We start from the raw sequence: 18,979 nt of genomic DNA, 5'->3' as shown, positions 1-18,979 counted from the left end.
CAGTGAAAAGCTGGAGTAGCTTCTAAAAACTTAAAATAAATTCTTTGATAAGCTTTCGAACATGAGGTTCTGCTTTTCGGGCAGCTTCAAGCACTTCATTGTGATTAACTTCATCAATATTTTCTTCGTCACCCATATCGGTAATGACAGAAATACCCAAACAATCCAATTCCATGTGTCGAGCCACAATAACTTCAGGAACAGTTGACATTCCAACGCAATCGGCTCCAACATTTTTTACCATTTTATATTCTGCCAGAGTTTCAAAAGTTGGCCCTTGAAGTCCTAAATAAATACCCTCTTTAAGATCAATTTCGTTTTGTAACGCGATTTCTTTGGCTCTTTTCATCAAACTTCTCGAATATGGTTCGCTCATATTAACAAACCTCGGGCCAAATCGTTCATCATTTGTTCCACGTAATGGATGATCAGGGAAAAAATTAATATGATCTTTAATAAGTACCACATCACCTACTTTATAATTAGGATTTACACCACCGGAAGCGTTGGAAACTATAAGTTTGTTAACGCCTAAATATTTCATTACTCTTACCGGAAAAGTAACTGTTTTCATATCATAACCTTCATAAAAGTGAAACCGGCCTTGCATGGCTACAACACTTTTTGTTCCAATTTTTCCAAAAACCAAAGCTCCTTTATGACCTTGAACGGTAGAAACCGGAAAATTTGGAATTTCAGCATAGGGAATCGTAAATTCAATTTCCATATCTTGGGTAAAAGAACCAAGTCCTGAACCAAGTATAACTCCAAATTCCGGAATATAATTAGTTTTATTCTTTAAGTAGTTAACGGTTTCCTGAACTTTGTTCCACATAATCGGTTATTTTTTTATTGAAATCATCACTATTAGATAAAAAAGAACTTTGTATAGGCAAAAAATATAACTGGTTTTTAGGCAATTTCCCTTTTAAACGCACATAGTCTTTTTCAGTTGTAATGATTGGTTTGTTTTTAGCTTTATTTATAATTGTTTGAATATCTGTCTCTGAAAAATCATGGTGATCAGGATAATCGAGCTCCTCATCATTCGGATTTTGCAAATATGCAAAAAAGGGTTTGGGTTTCGCAATTCCTGCCACAAGTAATTTATCAACAGTTCGAAAAGAATCGACAGAACGAGAATCTATTTCCGAGCTTAAGCTTTCATCATAAGCAATTGTAGAAAAATAAACAGACTGATTTTCAGAAACTTTTAATTTATTCAAACATTTTTTTTGTTCAAATTCAGATAAATTTGGCGGACATTTTGTCACCACAATTATATTGGCTCTTTTAGCTCCACTTCTACTTTCCCGAAGATTTCCTGTTGGTAAAATAAAATCTTCAGAATACAAATCTGAATAAGCCGTCAATAAAATATAAAAACCGGCTTTTACTTTACGGTGTTGAAAAGCATCATCTAATAAAATTAGCTCCGGTTTCTTTTTTAAAGAAAGTAATTTTTCAATTCCGTTTTTTCGATTGGCATCAACCGCAACTTGGATAGCTGGAAATTTTTGATGCATTTGAAAAGGTTCATCCCCCAAACTTTCAGGCGTTGATGTTGCATCTGCCAACAAAAAACCTTTCGATTTCCGTTTATATCCACGACTTAAAACTGCAATTTGATAGTTTGAAGAAAGCAAACGAATTAAATATTCAATTTGTGGTGTTTTACCGGTTCCTCCAACGCTTAGATTTCCAACCGCAATAATAGGGATATCAAAGGAATAAGATTTTAAAATTCCAATATCGTAGCACCAATTACGAATAGAAGTAATGAATCCATATAAAATGGCAAAAGGAAAGAGTATTTTTCGCAACAAAATCATGTTACGAAAGTAGGGATTTTTTATCTTTGAGAGAAATAATCTCAATTTGGATTTTTAGCCAACTCAATTATGAAACTCAACACTATTATAGAACAGTTAGAAATGCTTGCACCGCTTTCATATGCTGAAGATTTTGACAATGTAGGTTTGCTTACCGGAAATAGTGAACAGGAAATTAACGGAATCCTGGTTTGTCACGACGTGTTAGAAAATGTTCTAAACGAGGCTATAGAAAAAAAATGCAACCTTATTGTATGCTTCCATCCAATTATTTTTTCGGGTTTGAAAAAAATTACCGGAAAAACCTATGTTGAACGAGTAGTTATTAAAGCGATTAAAAATGATATTGCAATTTATGCCTTGCATACCGCTTTAGACAATCATCAAAATGGTGTGAATAAAATTATTTGTAACCAATTAGGATTAAAAAATACCAAAATATTGATTCCAAAAGAGAAATTCATTCGAAAATTAGTCACCTATACTATTTTAGAAAATCATGAAGAACTCCGAAATGCACTTTTTGATGCCGGAGCAGGAAATATTGGAAATTATGAAGATTGCAGTTTTAATTCAAAAGGAATTGGAACATATTTAGGAAATGAGAATAGTAATCCTGAAATTGGAGAACGATTTGAATTTGTAGAAAACGAAGAAATAAAATTAGAAGTCACTTTTGAAAAACATTTAGAATCGAAAATTTTGAAAGCGTTGTTCAAAACACATTGTTATGAAGAAGTGGCTTTTGAAATTTATGAATTACAAAATCAGCATCAAAATATTGGTTTAGGAATGATTGGTGAATTAGAAACCGAACTTTCAGAATTGGATTTTCTTCAATTTGTAAAAGATAAAATGCAATGTGGAAGTATTCGACACAGTGAATTTTCACATAAAAACATCAAAAAAGTTGCTGTTTTAGGCGGTTCAGGTAGTTTTGCTATAAGTCAGGCAAAAAAAATGGGAGCCGATGCATTTTTAACAGCTGATTTGAAATATCACCAGTTCTATGAGTCTGAAAATCAATTACTTTTAGCTGATATTGGGCATTATGAAAGCGAACGATACACAAAAAATTATATTGTTGATTTTCTTATCAAAAAAATCCCTAATTTTGCCATCATTTTATCAGAACAAAATACAAATCCAGTTAAGTACTTTTAGATTATGACAAACGTAAAAGAAATGAGTGTAGAAGAAAAGTTAAGAGCACTCTATGACTTGCAGTTAATCGACTCAAGAATTGATGAAATCCGAAATGTAAGAGGAGAATTGCCGCTTGAAGTGCAAGATTTAGAAGATGAAGTAGCGGGTTTGAAAGCACGTAACGAAAAGTTAAAAGCCGATTTAGAGCAAATTGATGATCAAATCAAAGGCAAAAAGAATGCTATTGAAGCTCACAAAGAAGGAATTAAGAAATATACTGAACAACAAAAAAATGTTCGTAATAATAGAGAATTCAATTCCTTAACAAAAGAGATCGAGTTTCAGGAATTAGAAATTCAATTGAGCGAGAAGCACATTAAAGAAATGAAAGCTTCTGTTGAATACAAAAAACAACAAGTAGCGGATTCTCAAGAACGTTTAAATGCAAAACAATCGCATTTAGAACACAAAAAAGCGGAGTTAGGTGATATCATGGCCGAAACGCAAAAAGAAGAGGAATACTTAACCAAGTTATCAAATGAATATGCTTCAAATATTGAGCCTCGTTTGTTAGCTGCTTATAACCGAATCAGAAATAGTGTTAGAAATGGATTAGCGGTAGTTTCCATCGAAAGAGGAGCATCTGCCGGATCATTCTTCACCATTCCACCACAAACGCAAGTTGAAATTGCCGCCCGCAAAAAAATCTTAACCGATGAACACAGTGGACGAATTTTAGTTGACAACGTTTTAGCAACAGAAGAGAAAGAAAAAATGGAAAGCATTTTTGCTAAGATTTAAAAATACAAACCCCGGATTCGGGGTTTTTTTATGAATAAAACGCTCAAAAATATTGTTACAAAATCAATTGGTGCCTACATCAATCTGTTGAGCCATACCTTTCCGAAAAGTGCCACTAAATTAGCCTATAAGTTTTTTAGTGAGCCTCGAGTTGGAAAATTAAATGCCAATTCACTTCCTGCCATTTTACAACAAGCAGAACGAGAAATAGTACAATTGGAAAATTATCAATTTCCGGTATATCTTTGGAAAGGAAATGAAACAAAAATTCTTTTAGTCCACGGTTGGGAAAGTAATGCCGCTCGTTGGGAACCAATTTTTCCATTTCTTCAAAAATCAGGAAGCACCATTATTGCTTTGGATGGACCCGCACATGGATTAGCCAGTGGTGTAGAATTCAGTGTACCAAAATATGCTGATTTTATTCATGAAGTAGTTTTAAAACATAAACCTCAAATCATTATTGGTCACTCCATTGGTGGTTCGGCTTGTTTATATTTTCAACATCATTATACTACACTTTCACTAGAAAAAATGGTTTTGATGGGAGCACCTTCCGATTTAGAAGTATTATTGGAGAATTATGCCAAATTACTTGGACTAAATACTAAAGTAATCCAACTTCTGGATGCCTATTTCTTAAAACGATTTAATATTAAGACGAAAGAATTTCTGGGAAAAAAATTAGCCTCCACCCTATCCTTGAACGGAATTATTTCGCATGATCGTGAGGATGATGTTGTGCTATTTTCAGAAAGCAAAAAAATTGCGGAAGGTTGGGAAAAAGCTACTTTTATTGAAACAAATGGATTAGGACACAGTATGCATGATGAAAAATTGTATGAATCAATTTATTCATTTCTATTTCAAAAGCTTTAGAGTATCTTTGCCCTATGGAAGAAACCGGAAAACGCATCAACAAATTTTTATCTGAATCAGGATTTTGTTCCCGTAGAGAAGCCGACAAATTAATTGGAGAAGGTCGTGTAACTATCAACGGGAAAGTTCCGGAAATGGGAACTAAAGTTTTTGATACCGATGAAATTCGGGTAGATGGTAAACTTATACGAGAAAACAGAGAAAAACCTATTTATTTAGCCTTTAATAAACCTGCCGGAATTGAATGTACAACCAATCAAAGCGTTCGGAATAATATTGTGGATTATATTAATTATCCGGAACGAATTTTTCCGATTGGCCGATTGGACAAAGCCAGTGAGGGTTTGATATTTATGACAAATGATGGTGATATTGTCAATAAAATTCTTCGAGCCAGGAATAATCACGAAAAAGAATATATTGTCACCGTTGATAAGACTATCACTGAGCGGTTTATTCAAAAAATGAGCAACGGACTGCCAATTTTAGATACCATTACACGAAAATGTAAAGTCGAACAAATCAACTCAAACGTTTTTAAAATTGTATTAACACAAGGTTTAAACCGACAAATTCGTAGAATGTGTGAGTATTTAGGTTATGAAGTAACCGCTTTAAAACGTATTCGAATTATCAATATTATACTTGATATACCTTTGGGAAGATATCGAGATTTGACAGCATCCGAAATAAACGAATTAAATCAGTTGATTGAACCTTCCAGCAAAACAGAAGAAGCGAGTTTACCAAAAGTAGAAATCCAAAAAATTCAACCGAAACGTAAATTTTAATCGTACATTTTGGTTATTAAAGATATTTTCTATTTTTGTGAAAACATTAAATTTAAAATATGAAAAAACTAGTATTTTTATTGGTTTGTACTTCTGCTTTCCTTTTCAACAGTTGTAGTGATAGCGAAAGTGACACTCCTCAAAATACAAACTCAACTTCTTTTGTCGTAGATGGTGAAACCTATGAATTAGCTACAACACAAGGAATTGTCAATGTTGTTTCTCCGGAACCGATAGAAGTAAATGGCAGTTTGTATTATCGAAACACTTTAATTATCAGTGGCATTAAAGGGTTGACCGATGTAGCAACAGTTACATTTGACCTATTTATATCAGACTCATTATCATTAGATGGTGAATATCAAATTTCAACCGACCAAGATGATGACAACCCAATTGATTTAGAAAACATATTAGCCAGTCAAAACAGAGCATGTTTAGGTTGGACTTCTTTAATTGCAAAAACAAATATTATTTCTCAGTCGTCCGTTAGTGGAAATGCTCCAACCGGTACTTTAAAAATCATTTCAAACGGAGGAAATAATTACACCATTCAATATACCGGTAACTTTAAAAATATTGATCAAGTAGGAAATATTCAAGTTACTATGAATTTAAGAAGAGGTGTTTCAAATGGTAGTTAACTATCAAAAATAGTATAAAATAAAACCCAAGCTCAACACTTGGGTTTTTGTTTTTATTTGCTTTTCATCCGTTTTTGTTCTCTAGCTAATAAAGTGTTTTTTAATAACATTGCAATGGTCATAGGACCAACTCCACCAGGAACCGGCGTAATATAGGAAGCCTTTTTACTAACGTGTTCAAAATCTACATCACCGGTAATTCTGTATCCTTTTTCATTGGTTTCATCCAAAACTCTGGTGATTCCCACATCGATTACAACGGCATCATCTTTAATCATTTCTGCTTTTAAATAATTTGGCACACCCAAAGCGGTGATAATAATGTCAGCTTGAGTGGTTATTTGAGCAATATTTTTAGTGTAACTATGTGTCAATGTAACTGTTGAATTTCCCGGAAAACCTTTTCTTCCCATCAAAATACTCATTGGCCTTCCGACAATATGACTTCTACCAATCACTACAGTATGTTTTCCTTGTGTTTCAACTCCGTAACGTTCTAATAATTCCAGTATTCCAAAAGGAGTCGCCGGAATAAATGTACTCATATCCAACGCCATTTTTCCGAAATTCTCCGGATGAAAACCGTCTACATCTTTACTAGGATCGATAGACATAATTACATGCTGCGTATCTATTTGTTTTGGCAAAGGCAATTGCACAATAAAACCGTCAATATTATTGTCCTCGTTAAGTTCTTTAATTTTTTTAAGCAGCTCCGTTTCAGAAGTGGTACTAGGCATTTTAATCAAAGTACTTTCAAATCCAACCCGCTCACACGATTTTACTTTGCTTCCAACATATGTTAGACTTGCTCCGTCATTACCAACAATTATGGCTGCTAAGTGAGGTACTTTTTCACCATTAGCTTTCATTTTTAGAACTTCCGCAGCAATTTCATTTTTTATGTCTTCTGCTATTTTTTTTCCATCCAGTAGTTCCATTTTATATAGTTTAGTAGTTATGCATTTACTTTTGCATTATAAAAAGTTAGTTGTGTTTTTATAAAAAAAATAAGACGCGAAAAATCGCGTCTCATTAGTATTATTTCATTCCTTTCATTCCGCCCATCATTCTGGCGAGATTTTTACCGCCTCCGCCTTGCATCATTTTCATCATTTTACTCATTTGATCAAATTGTTTCATGAGTTGGTTTACTTGCTCAACTTTAGTTCCTGAACCTTTTGCTATTCTAATTTTTCTTTTACCGTCAATCACTACCGGTTTCGTTCTTTCTAAAGGAGTCATTGAATGGATAATTGCTTCTATGTGTTTGAAGGCATCATCTTCAATCTCTACATCTTTCAACGCTTTACCGGCTCCGGGAATCATACCAACCAAATCTTTCATGTTTCCCATTTTCTTAATTTGTTGAATTTGAGCTAAGAAATCATCAAAACCAAATTCATTTTTGGCGATTTTCTTTTGTAATTTTCGGGCTTCTTCTTCGTCATATTGTTCTTGAGCACGTTCAACTAATGAAATTACATCGCCCATTCCCAAAATTCTGTCGGCCATACGAGAAGGATAGAAAACGTCAATCGCTTCCATTTTTTCTCCCGTTCCAATAAATTTAATTGGTTTGTCTACAACTGATTTAATTGAAATTGCAGCTCCACCACGGGTATCCCCATCTAATTTAGTTAATATAACACCATCAAAATTCAGCCTGTCATTAAACGCTTTTGCGGTATTGACTGCATCTTGACCCGTCATCGCATCGACTACAAATAATGTTTCTTGAGGTTGAATTGCTTGATGAACATTTGCAATTTCATTCATCATTTGTTCATCAATAGCCAAGCGACCGGCCGTATCGACAATTACAACATTAAATCCGTTTGATTTGGCATACTTAATTGCATTTTGAGCAATATCAACCGCATTTTTATTTTCAGGTTCAGAATAAACTTCTACCCCAATTTGATCACCTACAACATGCAACTGATTAATTGCTGCCGGACGGTAAATATCACAAGCTACTAAAAGTGGTTTTTTGCCTTTTTTAGTTTTTAAAAAGTTGGCCAACTTTCCAGAGAATGTCGTTTTACCCGAACCTTGTAATCCCGACATCAAAATAACTGATGGGTTTCCGGAAAGGTTGATTCCAACTTCAGAGCCACCCATTAATTCCGTTAGTTCATCTTTTACTAACTTCACCATCAACTGGCCCGGTTGCAAAGACGTTAAAACGTTTTGACCAATGGCTTTTTCTTTGACAGCTGTCGTAAAATCTTTAGCGATTTTAAAATTCACGTCGGCATCAAGTAAGGCACGACGCACTTCCTTTAAGGTTTCTGCAACGTTTACTTCGGTAATTTTACCGTGACCTTTTAATATATGGAAAGCTTTGTCGAGTTTATCGCTTAAATTACTGAACATAAAATGGATTTTCTAATGATGAAGTGCAAAGATAACACAATCCAAATAAGCATCAAAAAATGATTTTAGCAAATTTTTAAATTTTATGGTAGGGTTTCTTCAACATAAACTGTTTTAGTACTATAATTTAAAAACGTAATAAACATGAAAACCCAAAAAATGTTACTTAGTCTACTAATACTTTTAGTATTGACAATCTCGTGCAGCAAAGATGATAGTGCTTCTAGTACAGATTCTAAAATTAATAATTTAAAAATTGTTGCCAAAGCGACCTATTCCGGAGGTGGTTCCAATGGTGCTAGACGTAATAGTACCGTTACAATTTCAGAATTCAAAATTAATTTAAAGGAAATTGAATTTAAATTAGATGATAATTATTACGGTAGTAATGATGGTAATGATGATAATGGTAATGATGACAATGGTAATGATGACAATGGTAATGATGACAATCATAGTGATGACCACGACAGCAACCATGACGGTTATTACGGTGACGAAGAAGAAATTGAGTTAAGAGGTCCTTTCGAAATTGATTTATTAAGTGGTCAAACCACTATTACCTCTTTAAACTTACCAAACGGCTCTTATGAAGAAGTAGAATTTAAAATGAATCGAAACCGTGATACGTTAAGTACTATGTTTAATAAATCCATTCAAATTCAAGGAACAATAGATGGAGTCCCTTTCCTTTTTTGGCATAATGCTGAAGAAAAATTTGAGATTGACTACCAAGATTTGGGTCAAAGTTTAGTAATTGCTGATAATACCGCTACTATCGTTTTCGATTTTAATTTAGATGCTATTTTAGCTAGTGTTGATTTATCTGTAGCAGTTGATGGAAATGGAGATGGTATTATTGAAATTAGCCCAAATGATCCGGATGGAAATCAAAATTTGGCACACTTTATTAAAAATAAAATTAAAGAATTTACAGATTTATTAGATGATTAAAGTTAGTTAAAATAATGCCACTTGTCCTACTATGCGTAAAAAAAGCTGCAGAAAAAAATGCAGCTTTTTTTTTATTTAATTTGAATAGTAATTAATTTTTAATCAACTTTTGACGAAAAACTTTTCCGTTTCTATCTACAATATTTATAAAATAAACTCCATTAGAAATAGCGGATAAAAATATATCGGTATTTAATCCTGAAAAATTCTCTTTGTAAATTAATTTACCGGTAAAATCATAAATAAACACTTTTTTTGAGTCACCAATATTATTCGATAAGATAGTGAATTTTGATTCAAAGGGATTTGGAAAAATTAAAAAATCTGACATAGTAAACGAATTAATATTTAGTGGGGTTTGTCCAAGTTTAGCTGTTGTTCCTCCAACAACGTAAACTGAATTATCAGTATCAATGACAAATGAACTAGCCGAACTGCTTCCAGAAACTAAACCAACCCAGCCATTTGTTCCATCAGAATTGATTTTACAAATTGCCATATTAAACAAATTTCCTGCAGAAAGATAGGCATTGTTTGCTGTATCTAATTTCAATTGGCCATGAAGAAGCAGAATTTCCGGCCCATCAGCATTTAAATTTTGCCAAAGTACAGATCCATCTGAATTATATTTCATAAAAGCTGCTCCTCCGGTTCCCGTGTTAGGAAAACCACTGATGATTGGATTATTATCATAACCAACTTCAACCTTGCTTCCTGCCATGGAATTAGTATGAGCCCAAATCGAAGCACCATCTCCATCCAATTTCTCAAGTATACTTCCGGCGTTTGAAACAACATTTTCCCCATTTATGATATAAGAATTCCCAAAAGAATCCCCGGCAATATCTCCAATTGTTGAACTTGTTATCCCTGCTTTACTCCAAATTAAATTACCCTCTAAACCAAGTTTTAAATAACCATTGATAATACCAGTTATTCCTCTTCCTGAAACTACCAAAGCATTGTCCGTTGTAAATTTGATATTGTTGGGTGCACCAATTCCGTTACTATCATAATAGGTCCATATTGTTTCACCATTCGAATTAAATTTCTTAACCCTTGTTACCATTCCATTCGGTCCCATCCCCAATCCCAAAACATAAATATTATCTGAAGAATCAACCAGTATTTTCCTTGTAGATGAACCTTCAAAAGATGATTCAAAAACAACTCTCCAAAGTAATTCACCCTCTGGGCTATACTTCATTAAAAGACTTACTGCATTAACCGGATTAGAATACCCTGAACGAATAGTACCGGAAATTAAACAGTTATTTTGACTATCTATTTCAAGCCATGTTGCAACTTCGTGCCTTGTATTATCGACATTGTCAAATGTTGAATTCCACAAAATGCTACCGGACGAATTTCGTTTGGTTAAAGTAATATCACCAGCAGGATTATAGTCCCAATTTGCCGAATACACTTGATGTAATTGATCAACCGCAACAGAAATACCACCGGGATAATTAGACCATTCAACATTAACTTGAGCCTGCGAAATAAAAGAGAAGAAAAACAATATTTTTACTATGTATTTCATATTTTTTTATTTTTAGCGGAACAAGTGTTTATTCCTAATAATGGATAAATTGGACAAAAACTAATTAAACTAGTTGCAATAAGAATTATTCCAAAAATTAAAAGAGCCATCCCTAAAATTCCGGTAACTGTATTTGTAAAAAACAATGTACCAAATACGATTGCTAATACGATTCTAATCAATTTGTCTGTGTTTCCAACATTTGCTTTCATACGATTTTGATTTTAAATATCTTACTACTGTAAAAATAAATAAATCTAAAGCAAAAAAAAGTGACTAAAGTCACATCTAAAATAATTGTATCCCTTTTGAGGTTTGAATCACTTTTGATTCAGACTCAAGTTTCTTTAGAACACGAGTAATTACTTCGCGGGAAGTTCCCATTTCGTAGGCAATATCTTTGTGAGAAGAAGTAATTATTGCAGCATTATTAATAGCCATTTTATCTTTTAAATACAAATACAATCTTGAATCTAACCGATCAAACAAAACATGATTGAGTGTATTGATTAAATCGAAATAACGTTCGTTAAATAAATTGAAGTACATTGCATTAAATGAAGGATATTTTTTAATCCATTCTTGCACCTTATTTGCAGGTAACAATAATATTTCACTGTCTTCCTCTGTTTTGGCAAAAAAAGTACTTGGCTCATTTTTTTTACTGACATTTTGTTGATTCCAATCTCCCGAAGTGTTCGATTAACACCAATTTCAGAACGAGTAACCATGTGAATGATTTCTTGTTTTTCAGATACTGTAAGTCGCATATATTTCTTGAACTTTTCAGTTAATCCAGCATGTCCAAGCTTTTTTTTACAATATCGTAGCGTAAAACTAAATCGGCAATCATTACTTTTAAACGTTGATTTTCCTTCTTTAACTCTGATACTTCGTCACTAGTTGCTTCTCTTACTGTATCACCGACAATCGTTTCTTTCCAGCTTCTAAAAACTCTTTGTTCCATTTATAAAACTGAGATTCATGAATGGAATACTTTCTACACAATTCTGCAACTGACATTTCTGCTCGTAAAGCTTCCATGACAATCTGAATTTTCTGTTCAGAGCTAAAGATTCTTCGTGTATTTCTACGAATTTCTTTAATGTAGTTTTCTGCAGTTTGTTTCTTTGGTGTTTTCATAATAATTCAAATTTAAGGATTTTGAAAACACTCTCTTAGTTTTTGACTAAATCAGTACACTTTTTGTTGACGATTTACACATGTTTAAAATATTTTAGGTTAGTATTACTTATAAAATAAAATATAAATCAAAATGATATTGAATATCCATATAACCAATTGAGTTATAAAATATATCCAGTTGTTTTTTCCAAACAAAAAATTCTGAAAAAATTGTCTAAGTTGATTTTCTTCCATTAATTTAAATAGATAATCAAAATTAATTTCTAGTAAAATTCAAATAATCTGTTCCTCCACCACCACCACTTTCATGTTTCAATCGAATTAATGTTTCTGTAAATTCAATAATTTTCCAATCTTCTTCAATTTCACTTAATATATCACTACCATCATATACCAATTCTATATAATTAAATCCACTGTCTGTAAAAGTAGTCCACGTTCCATTTACAGTTGTTGCTGACTTCACAACTTTGTTTGTGCCATTGGCATAAAAAGTAAAAACATAACCATTAAAATCACTTGTTTCATCGCCATCGCCATCTTCATAAAAGTATGAAACATACCATGTTCCAGTTGTGAGAACTGTGTCGAAATTTAATGGCGTTGTACTTCCATCATCACAATCATCTATAGAACTTTCAATAAAAGTTTCTAGTTCTGAATTTGAATTAAAAACAATCGGTTGATTCATTGAATCAGTCATAGTAATTGGAAAAACAAAACTATAGTAAACATTTGACTGTAAATTGAATAAATAATTAATTACTTGTGAATTACTTACAAAGGTTACTGTGTTTGCTATTTGATTTGATGTATCATATTCATTTATCGTAATTGGAAATTGAAAAGCAATGCAACTAATATCTTTTAAATCTTCATATTGAGCAACAACATCATTTAATTGGCTTAAACTACTTACGGTTGTTTCTGCATAATTTCGCAAAGAAACCACGATTGGATAAGTGTAGCTCACAATATCGTCATCTGAATTTGAAGCTTCTTTTAAATTTTTAATGATAACATAATCTGCTTCACTAGAAACCGTTAAATCCACCCCATTTAAAGTTATTGAAACCGGTAGTTTCACTCTGAAAACACTTGTGTTATCCATAACATTATCAATCGAAGTATTATTTTGAGTCACTCGTTCCACTAATTTGGAAACAGGAGAAATAGTATATAAATTTTGAGTAGTATCTTGAATGATACTACTTTCTTCTTCCTGACATGAAGAAATCAAACTAAAGCTTAAAATCAATAAGAAATAATGTAAACCTATTTTCATATTCAATCCATTTATATTAAGAACAACTTAAAAGTAAAATACCCTACCCTTAATTTACTATTTTTTTATACTTTCACAAAAATTTTTATAAAAGTAAATGAAAAACATTTCACTTTCCGGAATTTGTGAAGAACTCATTTTTTCCGATTTTTTTAAAAGTCATGTCAAAGCCTTGCGAAATTACATGTATTACAAATTCGGTAATGAAGAACAAGCTGAAGACGTAACTCAGGAAGCTTTTATCAAATTATGGGAAAACTGTGACAAAGTTCCACTTGACAAAGCTAAATCTTACATTTATACAATCGCAAACAATACTTCTTTAAATCATATTGCCCATCAAAAAGTAGTACTAGAATATGCTAAAAGTTCGTCTGGATTAGAAAAAAATTACGAAAGTCCAGACTATATAATTGAGGAAGAGCAATTTAAGGTAAAATTACAAAATGCTATTGCTAAATTAACCGAAGGTCAACGCACTTGTTTTTTAATGCATCGTATTGATGGGAAAAAATATAGTGAAATTGCAACAATTTTAGATATCAGTGTGAAAGCTGTTGAAAAGCGAATGCATTTAGCTTTAATTGAATTACGCAAAGAAATTAAAAATTTAAAGTAGGGTTTTTTAAAGTTAACTTGTTTTAAACTAAAATCCATATTATGGAAGATAATTACACATTGGCAAAATGGCTTAATAATGAATTAGAAGGCGATGAGCTAAAAGCTTTTGAAGCCTCTGAAGAATTTGCTGATTACCAAAAGATAAAAGAATATTCTGCACAGCTGAAAACACCAGATTTTGATGAAGATAAACTATTGAAAACAATTTTATCTCATAAAAAGAAAGAATCTAAAGTGATTCCTTTTCAAAAATCGTGGCTGTTTAAAATAGCCGCAGTTTTAATTTTTAGCCTCGGAATTATTTTTGCCTCTCGAAATTTTGTATCTTTCACAGAATCAGCACAAAATGGTAAAAAAACGAGCTTTATATTGCCTGATAATTCTGAAGTTGTATTGAATTCAGGTTCTGAAATTCAATATAAAAAATGGAATTGGAGTACTGAGCGAAAATTAAATCTTGAAGGAGAGGCCTTTTTCAAAGTAGCTAAAGGCAAAAAATTTGAAGTGGCAACTGATTTAGGAAAAGTAACCGTTTTAGGTACTCAGTTTAATGTAAAAAGCAGAAACAAAAGAATAGATGTAACATGTTTTGAAGGAAGAGTAAAAGTAAATTATAATTTAGAAGAAATAATCTTAACCAAAGGAATGAGTGTAGCTTTTGAAGATGGGAAAAAAATAGCTATTTCAAATCCAACAAGTTCTCAACCAACTTGGCTATCAAATGAAATTTCTTTTTCTAAAGAAAAACTTTCAACCATATTGGAAGAGATTAGTCGTCAATATGATATTACTGTAGAATGTAAAGAAAACCCTTCGAACCAAGATTTCTCAGGAACAATTCCAATGGATAATTTAGCCGTTGCTCTTGAAATCATTACAAATACTTATCATTTAAAACCTGTTAATAGCAAAATAAATGACAAAAAGATTATTTTAGAATCATTGAATGACTAAAAAGAAGCTATTTTTTTGTTTCGTTTTATATATAAATTTGGTCTTGACATCCTATGCTCAAGACCAAACTGTTTCTTTGCCTTTAAAAGAAGTATTAAATCAAATAGAAATTCAACATTCCGTTAAATTCAATTATATTGATGAGGAGATTGTTGTTCATAAAATCATTCCACCTCTCTCTAAGACAACATTAGAGGTCAAAATCGATTACATTCAAACAAAAACAAAGTTGCAATTTAAATTTGTAACAGAAACTTTAATCACCATTTCCAATAATCATAAACTGGATAAACCACTTTGTGGATATTTGTTAGACATTGAAACCAACCAACCTATTTACAATGCAACTGTTAGAATTTCCGGAACAAATACCTTTGTTTTAACGGACGAAAAAGGTTTTTTTCAATTACCTGTTATTTCCGCTAATCCAATTGAAATAAAACACATTAGCTATGAAAACAAAACGGTTTTAGCTGAGGATGTTTATGTAGAAACTTGTCCGAATATTGTACTTTCCCCTTTTATTCAAAAATTAAATGAAGTGATAGGCGAAAAATATTTAACCTCAGGAATACGAAAAAAAAAGAGTGGCATTTTTGAAATTAAACCAAAAGAATTTGGTATTCTTCCCGGTCTTGTAGAGCCAGATGTTATGCAAACTATGCAACAAATCCCGGGAATTATCAGTACCGATGAAACTGTTGCTAATATTAATGTTCGAGGTGGAACGCATGATCAGAATTTATTTTTATGGAATGGTATTCGACTTTTTCAAACCGGTCATTTTTTTGGATTAATATCATCTTTAAATCCAAATTTAGCACACACAATTAGTATCTCAAAAAACGGAAGTTCAGCTTTTTATACTGAAAGTGTCTCCAGCGTAGTAGATATTTCATCTCGATCAAAAGTTATAGAAAAAACAAGTACAACTCTTGGTGCAAACATGATTAATGGTGAATTTTATACCCATTTAAAAACTACTGAAAATGCATCCATTGAAATAGCAGCCCGTCGTTCATTTACCGATTTAATTTCAACACCTACGTATAAAAATTATTACAACCGTATTTTTCAAAATACTGAAGTAATCGATTTGACTAATAATCAAGATATTAATTATAACAATACGGAAGATTTTTATTTTTATGATGCCTCCATTCAATACCAACAAAAAGTAGGTGAAAAAAATGAGTTTTTTGTAGATATCATAGGTATATCAAATCATTTAAGTTTTACTGAAAGCACACTTTCAAATGGAGAATCCATTTCTAAAAACAGTGAATTGGCACAGCAAACATTTGGAGGCAATCTTACATGGAAAACGGCTTGGAACTCCAAAAACTTTTCAGAAATTAGTTTGAGTGGTTCCTATTATTTTTTAGATGCTTACAATCAATCCGTTAATAACAATCAAATTTTAGTTCAGGAAAATACCATTTTAGATACAGGAATCAAACTAAAAAATTCGCATCAACTTTCAGAAACATTTACGTTATTAGATGGTTATCAATTCAATGAAATAGGGATTCGCAGTTATGATGACATCAATACCCCACTATATAACAGAAGCGTCAAAGAAGTTTTGAGAAGTCATGCTTTAATTGCCGAAATCCAATATGAATCAAAAAACAACAAACTCTTTTCAAAATTTGGATTAAGAGGAAATTATTTTGAAAAATGGGAAATGATATTAATTGAACCTCGTTTTCAATTAAATTATGCTTTGACCGATTTTTTAAGTGTGGAACTTTTAGGTGAAATAAAAAACCAAACTACATCACAAATTATTGATTTGCAACAAGATTTTTTAGGAGTTGAAAAAAGAAGATGGATTTTAGCCAATAATGAGAGTATTCCGATACAAAAAAGTACGCAAGCCTCTTGTGGTTTTATATTTAAGCAAAACAATTGGTTATTGAATTTGGAAGGCTTTTATAAAGAAGTAAACGGAATTACCAGTTCTGGTCAAGGATTTCAAAATCAATTAGAATTTGTGAAAATTATAGGTGAATATGAAATTTATGGAGCTGAATTCTTAATCCAAAAACAAATTTACAATTTTACAGCTTGGATTAATTACACTTGGAATACTAATGATTATAAATTTGAAGGTTATATTCCTCCTCAATTTGCTAACAATTTCGAAGTAACTAATAGTCTTTCCTTTGGCACAACATATGATTGGAAAAATTTCAAAATTGCAATCGGTTCTAAATGGTTCACCGGAAGACCAAGCACTATTCCATTAAGTGACACACCTATTTACAACACTCCAGATAATCCGGAAATAGATTATAGTTTGCCGAACTCAACTAATCTTGACGATTATTTTCAGTTGAATTTTTCCACGGCTTATACTTTTTTGGTTAGTGAAAAATCTAAATTACAATTGGGGTTTTCTGTTCAAAATATATTGAATAATAAAAACATTATCAATCAATTCTATCGTATTAATCAAAATAACAACGGAATTGAAGAAGTAAATACCTATAGTTTAGAACGAACACCAAATGCCTTTTTAAAATTTAGTTTTTAAAACTGGAAATAAATAAACGGTTGTGGTCCTGAAGTAGCAGTTTCATAAACTATCCAATAGATAAAAGCTAAAAAATTCAGTTGATAGAAATAAAAACATATTTTCATTATAACTTACGTCATTATAAAATGCTTTAAAAATTAAATTGATTTGTTCAGTTGATCTCAAACAAAGCTTTACTAATTCAAAAAATGAATGTTTTATAAAAAAATAGTTCCCTAACAATTCGAAAAAAAGGGAAAAATTAAATAAAAGATAATGCCATTTTGGAAATCAAACTTTTATTTGTAAATAATTTAAAAGAATTCATAAAATATTCTTAAATTTATGTTACTAAAAATTTAAATCCAATGAATTATGAAAAAAATTACTCTTTTATTTTTTGTGCTAATTTTAGCTGAAGCAAATGCTCAAGTAGATGATGTTTCGCCTAATTTATCAAATAATAGTTTTCCTAACTATAGTTCTTTATTTAATCCATACACTACCGAATTTTTATATGATATTGGAAGTGCAATCGGTACACAAGGAAATGCAGGCGTTTTATTTTTAAATAATCAGTTTTGGGTTTCTGCTTGGGCTTCTTCCAATATTCATGTATTAAATAATTCTGGTGGATTTGTAGAAACTTTTACCGTTGCTGGGGTTACAGGTACACGCTCATTAACAACTGATGGCACTAATGTTTATGCAGGTGCAAATAACACAAACATATATGTTATTAACCCTATTACTAAGACATTAACAAATACTATTACTACAACAACTACATCTGGAATAAACATTAGATTTTTAACATATGATGCCACTTTAAATGGAAATACGGGTGGATTTTGGATTGGCAATTTTAATACTGATATTGTGGCTGTTGACATGTCCGGAAATCAAATTAATGTTATACCGGCAACAACACATGGTTTAACCGGAATGTATGGAGCAGCAGTAAATAGTGCTACTAATACTTTATTTGTTTATAATCAATCTGCTCCCAGCAATGATATCATTTCAAGTATATCTTTAAGTACCGGAGCAATGTTGGTAAATTATGATGTCTTCGCAAATGATTTGTCTTCAAATGGTGTTACTTCTTCTTTAGCAGGCGGAACATTTTTGTCTTCAGATATAGTGCCGGGTCAAACCATATTAATTGGAGTTTCTCAAGCCACTCCATCAAATATTCTCTGGGGTATAAATATTAATAATTTATTATCTACTACTGATTTAGAAAAAGATTCGTTTAAAATATATCCAAATCCTGTAAACAACTTACTCCATTTTTCTACTACAAATTTTGATGAAATTACAATATTCAATATAGATGGTAAAATAATTAAATCTTTAAAGTCAAATTCATTAAACGATAAAACTTTAGATGTAAGTAACTTAACGAATGGCATTTATATTATCTCTGTTAAAAGTGAATCTAATATAAAATACTTCAAAATTGTAAAAGTGTAGTGTTTTT

At 31.7% G+C, this 18,979-nt stretch carries 19 protein-coding genes; 10 read left to right on the top strand and 9 right to left on the bottom strand.

Annotated features, from left to right (window positions below; all coding sequences use genetic code 11):
- Positions 1-22: 22 nt before the first annotated feature.
- Both C0512_RS03625 and lpxK read right to left on the bottom strand, forming a co-directional pair.
- Positions 23-835 carry a purine-nucleoside phosphorylase gene (locus C0512_RS03625; protein WP_290858971.1) on the bottom strand — a complete coding sequence of 271 codons (813 nt, stop codon included), beginning with the start codon at positions 833-835 and terminating at the stop codon, positions 23-25.
- Positions 807-1,832 carry a tetraacyldisaccharide 4'-kinase gene (gene lpxK / locus C0512_RS03620; protein WP_290859022.1) on the bottom strand — a complete coding sequence of 342 codons (1,026 nt, stop codon included), beginning with the start codon at positions 1,830-1,832 and terminating at the stop codon, positions 807-809. The genes C0512_RS03625 and lpxK overlap by 29 nt, the downstream gene beginning before the upstream one ends.
- Positions 1,833-1,901: 69 nt before the next feature.
- On the opposite strand from lpxK, the gene C0512_RS03615 reads away from it, so the two are divergent.
- Genes C0512_RS03615 through C0512_RS03595 form a run of 5 tightly spaced genes read left to right on the top strand, consistent with a single transcriptional unit; the run spans position 1,902 to position 6,093 of the window.
- A complete protein-coding gene (locus C0512_RS03615; RefSeq protein WP_290858969.1) occupies positions 1,902-2,996 on the top strand; it encodes a Nif3-like dinuclear metal center hexameric protein in 1,095 nt (364 codons plus the stop codon).
- A 3-nt stretch (positions 2,997-2,999) separates the two neighbouring features.
- The gene (locus tag C0512_RS03610) at positions 3,000-3,779 is read left to right on the top strand and encodes a hypothetical protein (RefSeq protein WP_290858967.1); all 780 of its coding nucleotides are present in this window, start codon (positions 3,000-3,002) and stop codon (positions 3,777-3,779) included.
- A gap of 30 nt (positions 3,780-3,809) precedes the next feature.
- On the top strand, positions 3,810-4,658 hold the full coding sequence (locus C0512_RS03605) for an alpha/beta hydrolase (RefSeq protein ID WP_290858965.1): 849 nt from the start codon (positions 3,810-3,812) through the stop codon (positions 4,656-4,658).
- 14 nt (positions 4,659-4,672) lie between these two features.
- On the top strand, positions 4,673-5,449 hold the full coding sequence (gene rluF / locus C0512_RS03600; protein WP_290858963.1) for a 23S rRNA pseudouridine(2604) synthase RluF: 777 nt from the start codon (positions 4,673-4,675) through the stop codon (positions 5,447-5,449).
- 59 nt (positions 5,450-5,508) lie between these two features.
- A complete protein-coding gene (locus C0512_RS03595) occupies positions 5,509-6,093 on the top strand; it encodes a hypothetical protein (RefSeq protein ID WP_290858961.1) in 585 nt (194 codons plus the stop codon).
- Between the two features lie 53 nt (positions 6,094-6,146).
- On the opposite strand, the gene C0512_RS03590 is transcribed toward C0512_RS03595, so the two are convergent.
- Together C0512_RS03590 and ffh are read right to left on the bottom strand one after the other, a co-directional pair.
- On the bottom strand, positions 6,147-7,034 hold the full coding sequence (locus C0512_RS03590; RefSeq protein WP_290858960.1) for a bifunctional 5,10-methylenetetrahydrofolate dehydrogenase/5,10-methenyltetrahydrofolate cyclohydrolase: 888 nt from the start codon (positions 7,032-7,034) through the stop codon (positions 6,147-6,149).
- A gap of 100 nt (positions 7,035-7,134) precedes the next feature.
- The gene (ffh, locus tag C0512_RS03585; protein WP_290858958.1) at positions 7,135-8,472 is read right to left on the bottom strand and encodes a signal recognition particle protein; all 1,338 of its coding nucleotides are present in this window, start codon (positions 8,470-8,472) and stop codon (positions 7,135-7,137) included.
- 144 nt (positions 8,473-8,616) lie between these two features.
- Between ffh and C0512_RS03580 the strand changes: the two genes are divergently transcribed.
- Positions 8,617-9,426, top strand: coding sequence for a hypothetical protein (locus C0512_RS03580; RefSeq protein ID WP_290858956.1), 810 nt, complete (start codon positions 8,617-8,619; stop codon positions 9,424-9,426).
- Between the two features lie 91 nt (positions 9,427-9,517).
- Here the strand turns inward: C0512_RS03580 and C0512_RS03575 are convergent, their stop codons facing one another.
- The 5 genes from C0512_RS03575 to C0512_RS03555 form a co-directional block, all read right to left on the bottom strand.
- Positions 9,518-10,969, bottom strand: a complete 1,452-nt coding sequence (locus tag C0512_RS03575; protein ID WP_290858954.1) for a T9SS type A sorting domain-containing protein — start codon at positions 10,967-10,969, stop codon at positions 9,518-9,520.
- Entirely contained in the window at positions 10,966-11,181 is a 216-nt protein-coding gene (locus C0512_RS03570; protein ID WP_290858952.1) for a DUF2892 domain-containing protein, read from the bottom strand. The genes C0512_RS03575 and C0512_RS03570 overlap by 4 nt, the downstream gene beginning before the upstream one ends.
- A gap of 76 nt (positions 11,182-11,257) precedes the next feature.
- Positions 11,258-11,557, bottom strand: a complete 300-nt coding sequence (locus C0512_RS03565) for a Crp/Fnr family transcriptional regulator (RefSeq protein ID WP_290858950.1) — start codon at positions 11,555-11,557, stop codon at positions 11,258-11,260.
- 324 nt (positions 11,558-11,881) lie between these two features.
- A complete protein-coding gene (locus C0512_RS03560; protein ID WP_290858948.1) occupies positions 11,882-12,112 on the bottom strand; it encodes a transposase in 231 nt (76 codons plus the stop codon).
- Between the two features lie 259 nt (positions 12,113-12,371).
- On the bottom strand, positions 12,372-13,400 hold the full coding sequence (locus tag C0512_RS03555; RefSeq protein WP_290858946.1) for a hypothetical protein: 1,029 nt from the start codon (positions 13,398-13,400) through the stop codon (positions 12,372-12,374).
- Between the two features lie 97 nt (positions 13,401-13,497).
- Between C0512_RS03555 and C0512_RS03550 the strand changes: the two genes are divergently transcribed.
- The 4 genes from C0512_RS03550 (at position 13,498) to C0512_RS03535 (ending at position 18,972) form a co-directional block, all read left to right on the top strand.
- Positions 13,498-14,019, top strand: coding sequence for a sigma-70 family RNA polymerase sigma factor (locus tag C0512_RS03550; RefSeq protein ID WP_290858944.1), 522 nt, complete (start codon positions 13,498-13,500; stop codon positions 14,017-14,019).
- A 41-nt stretch (positions 14,020-14,060) separates the two neighbouring features.
- Positions 14,061-14,975, top strand: a complete 915-nt coding sequence (locus C0512_RS03545; protein WP_290858942.1) for a FecR family protein — start codon at positions 14,061-14,063, stop codon at positions 14,973-14,975.
- Positions 14,976-15,018: 43 nt separating this feature from the next.
- Positions 15,019-17,514 (top strand): TonB-dependent receptor, encoded by a 2,496-nt coding sequence (locus tag C0512_RS03540; protein WP_290858941.1) that lies wholly within the window; start codon positions 15,019-15,021, stop codon positions 17,512-17,514.
- A gap of 357 nt (positions 17,515-17,871) precedes the next feature.
- The gene (locus tag C0512_RS03535; protein WP_290858939.1) at positions 17,872-18,972 is read left to right on the top strand and encodes a T9SS type A sorting domain-containing protein; all 1,101 of its coding nucleotides are present in this window, start codon (positions 17,872-17,874) and stop codon (positions 18,970-18,972) included.
- The last annotated feature ends 7 nt before the right edge of the window (positions 18,973-18,979 follow it).

It is taken from the genome of Flavobacterium sp., assembly GCF_013822155.1.
Taxonomy (GTDB): domain Bacteria; phylum Bacteroidota; class Bacteroidia; order Flavobacteriales; family Flavobacteriaceae; genus Flavobacterium.
This window is presented reverse-complemented; position numbering and strand designations above follow the sequence as displayed.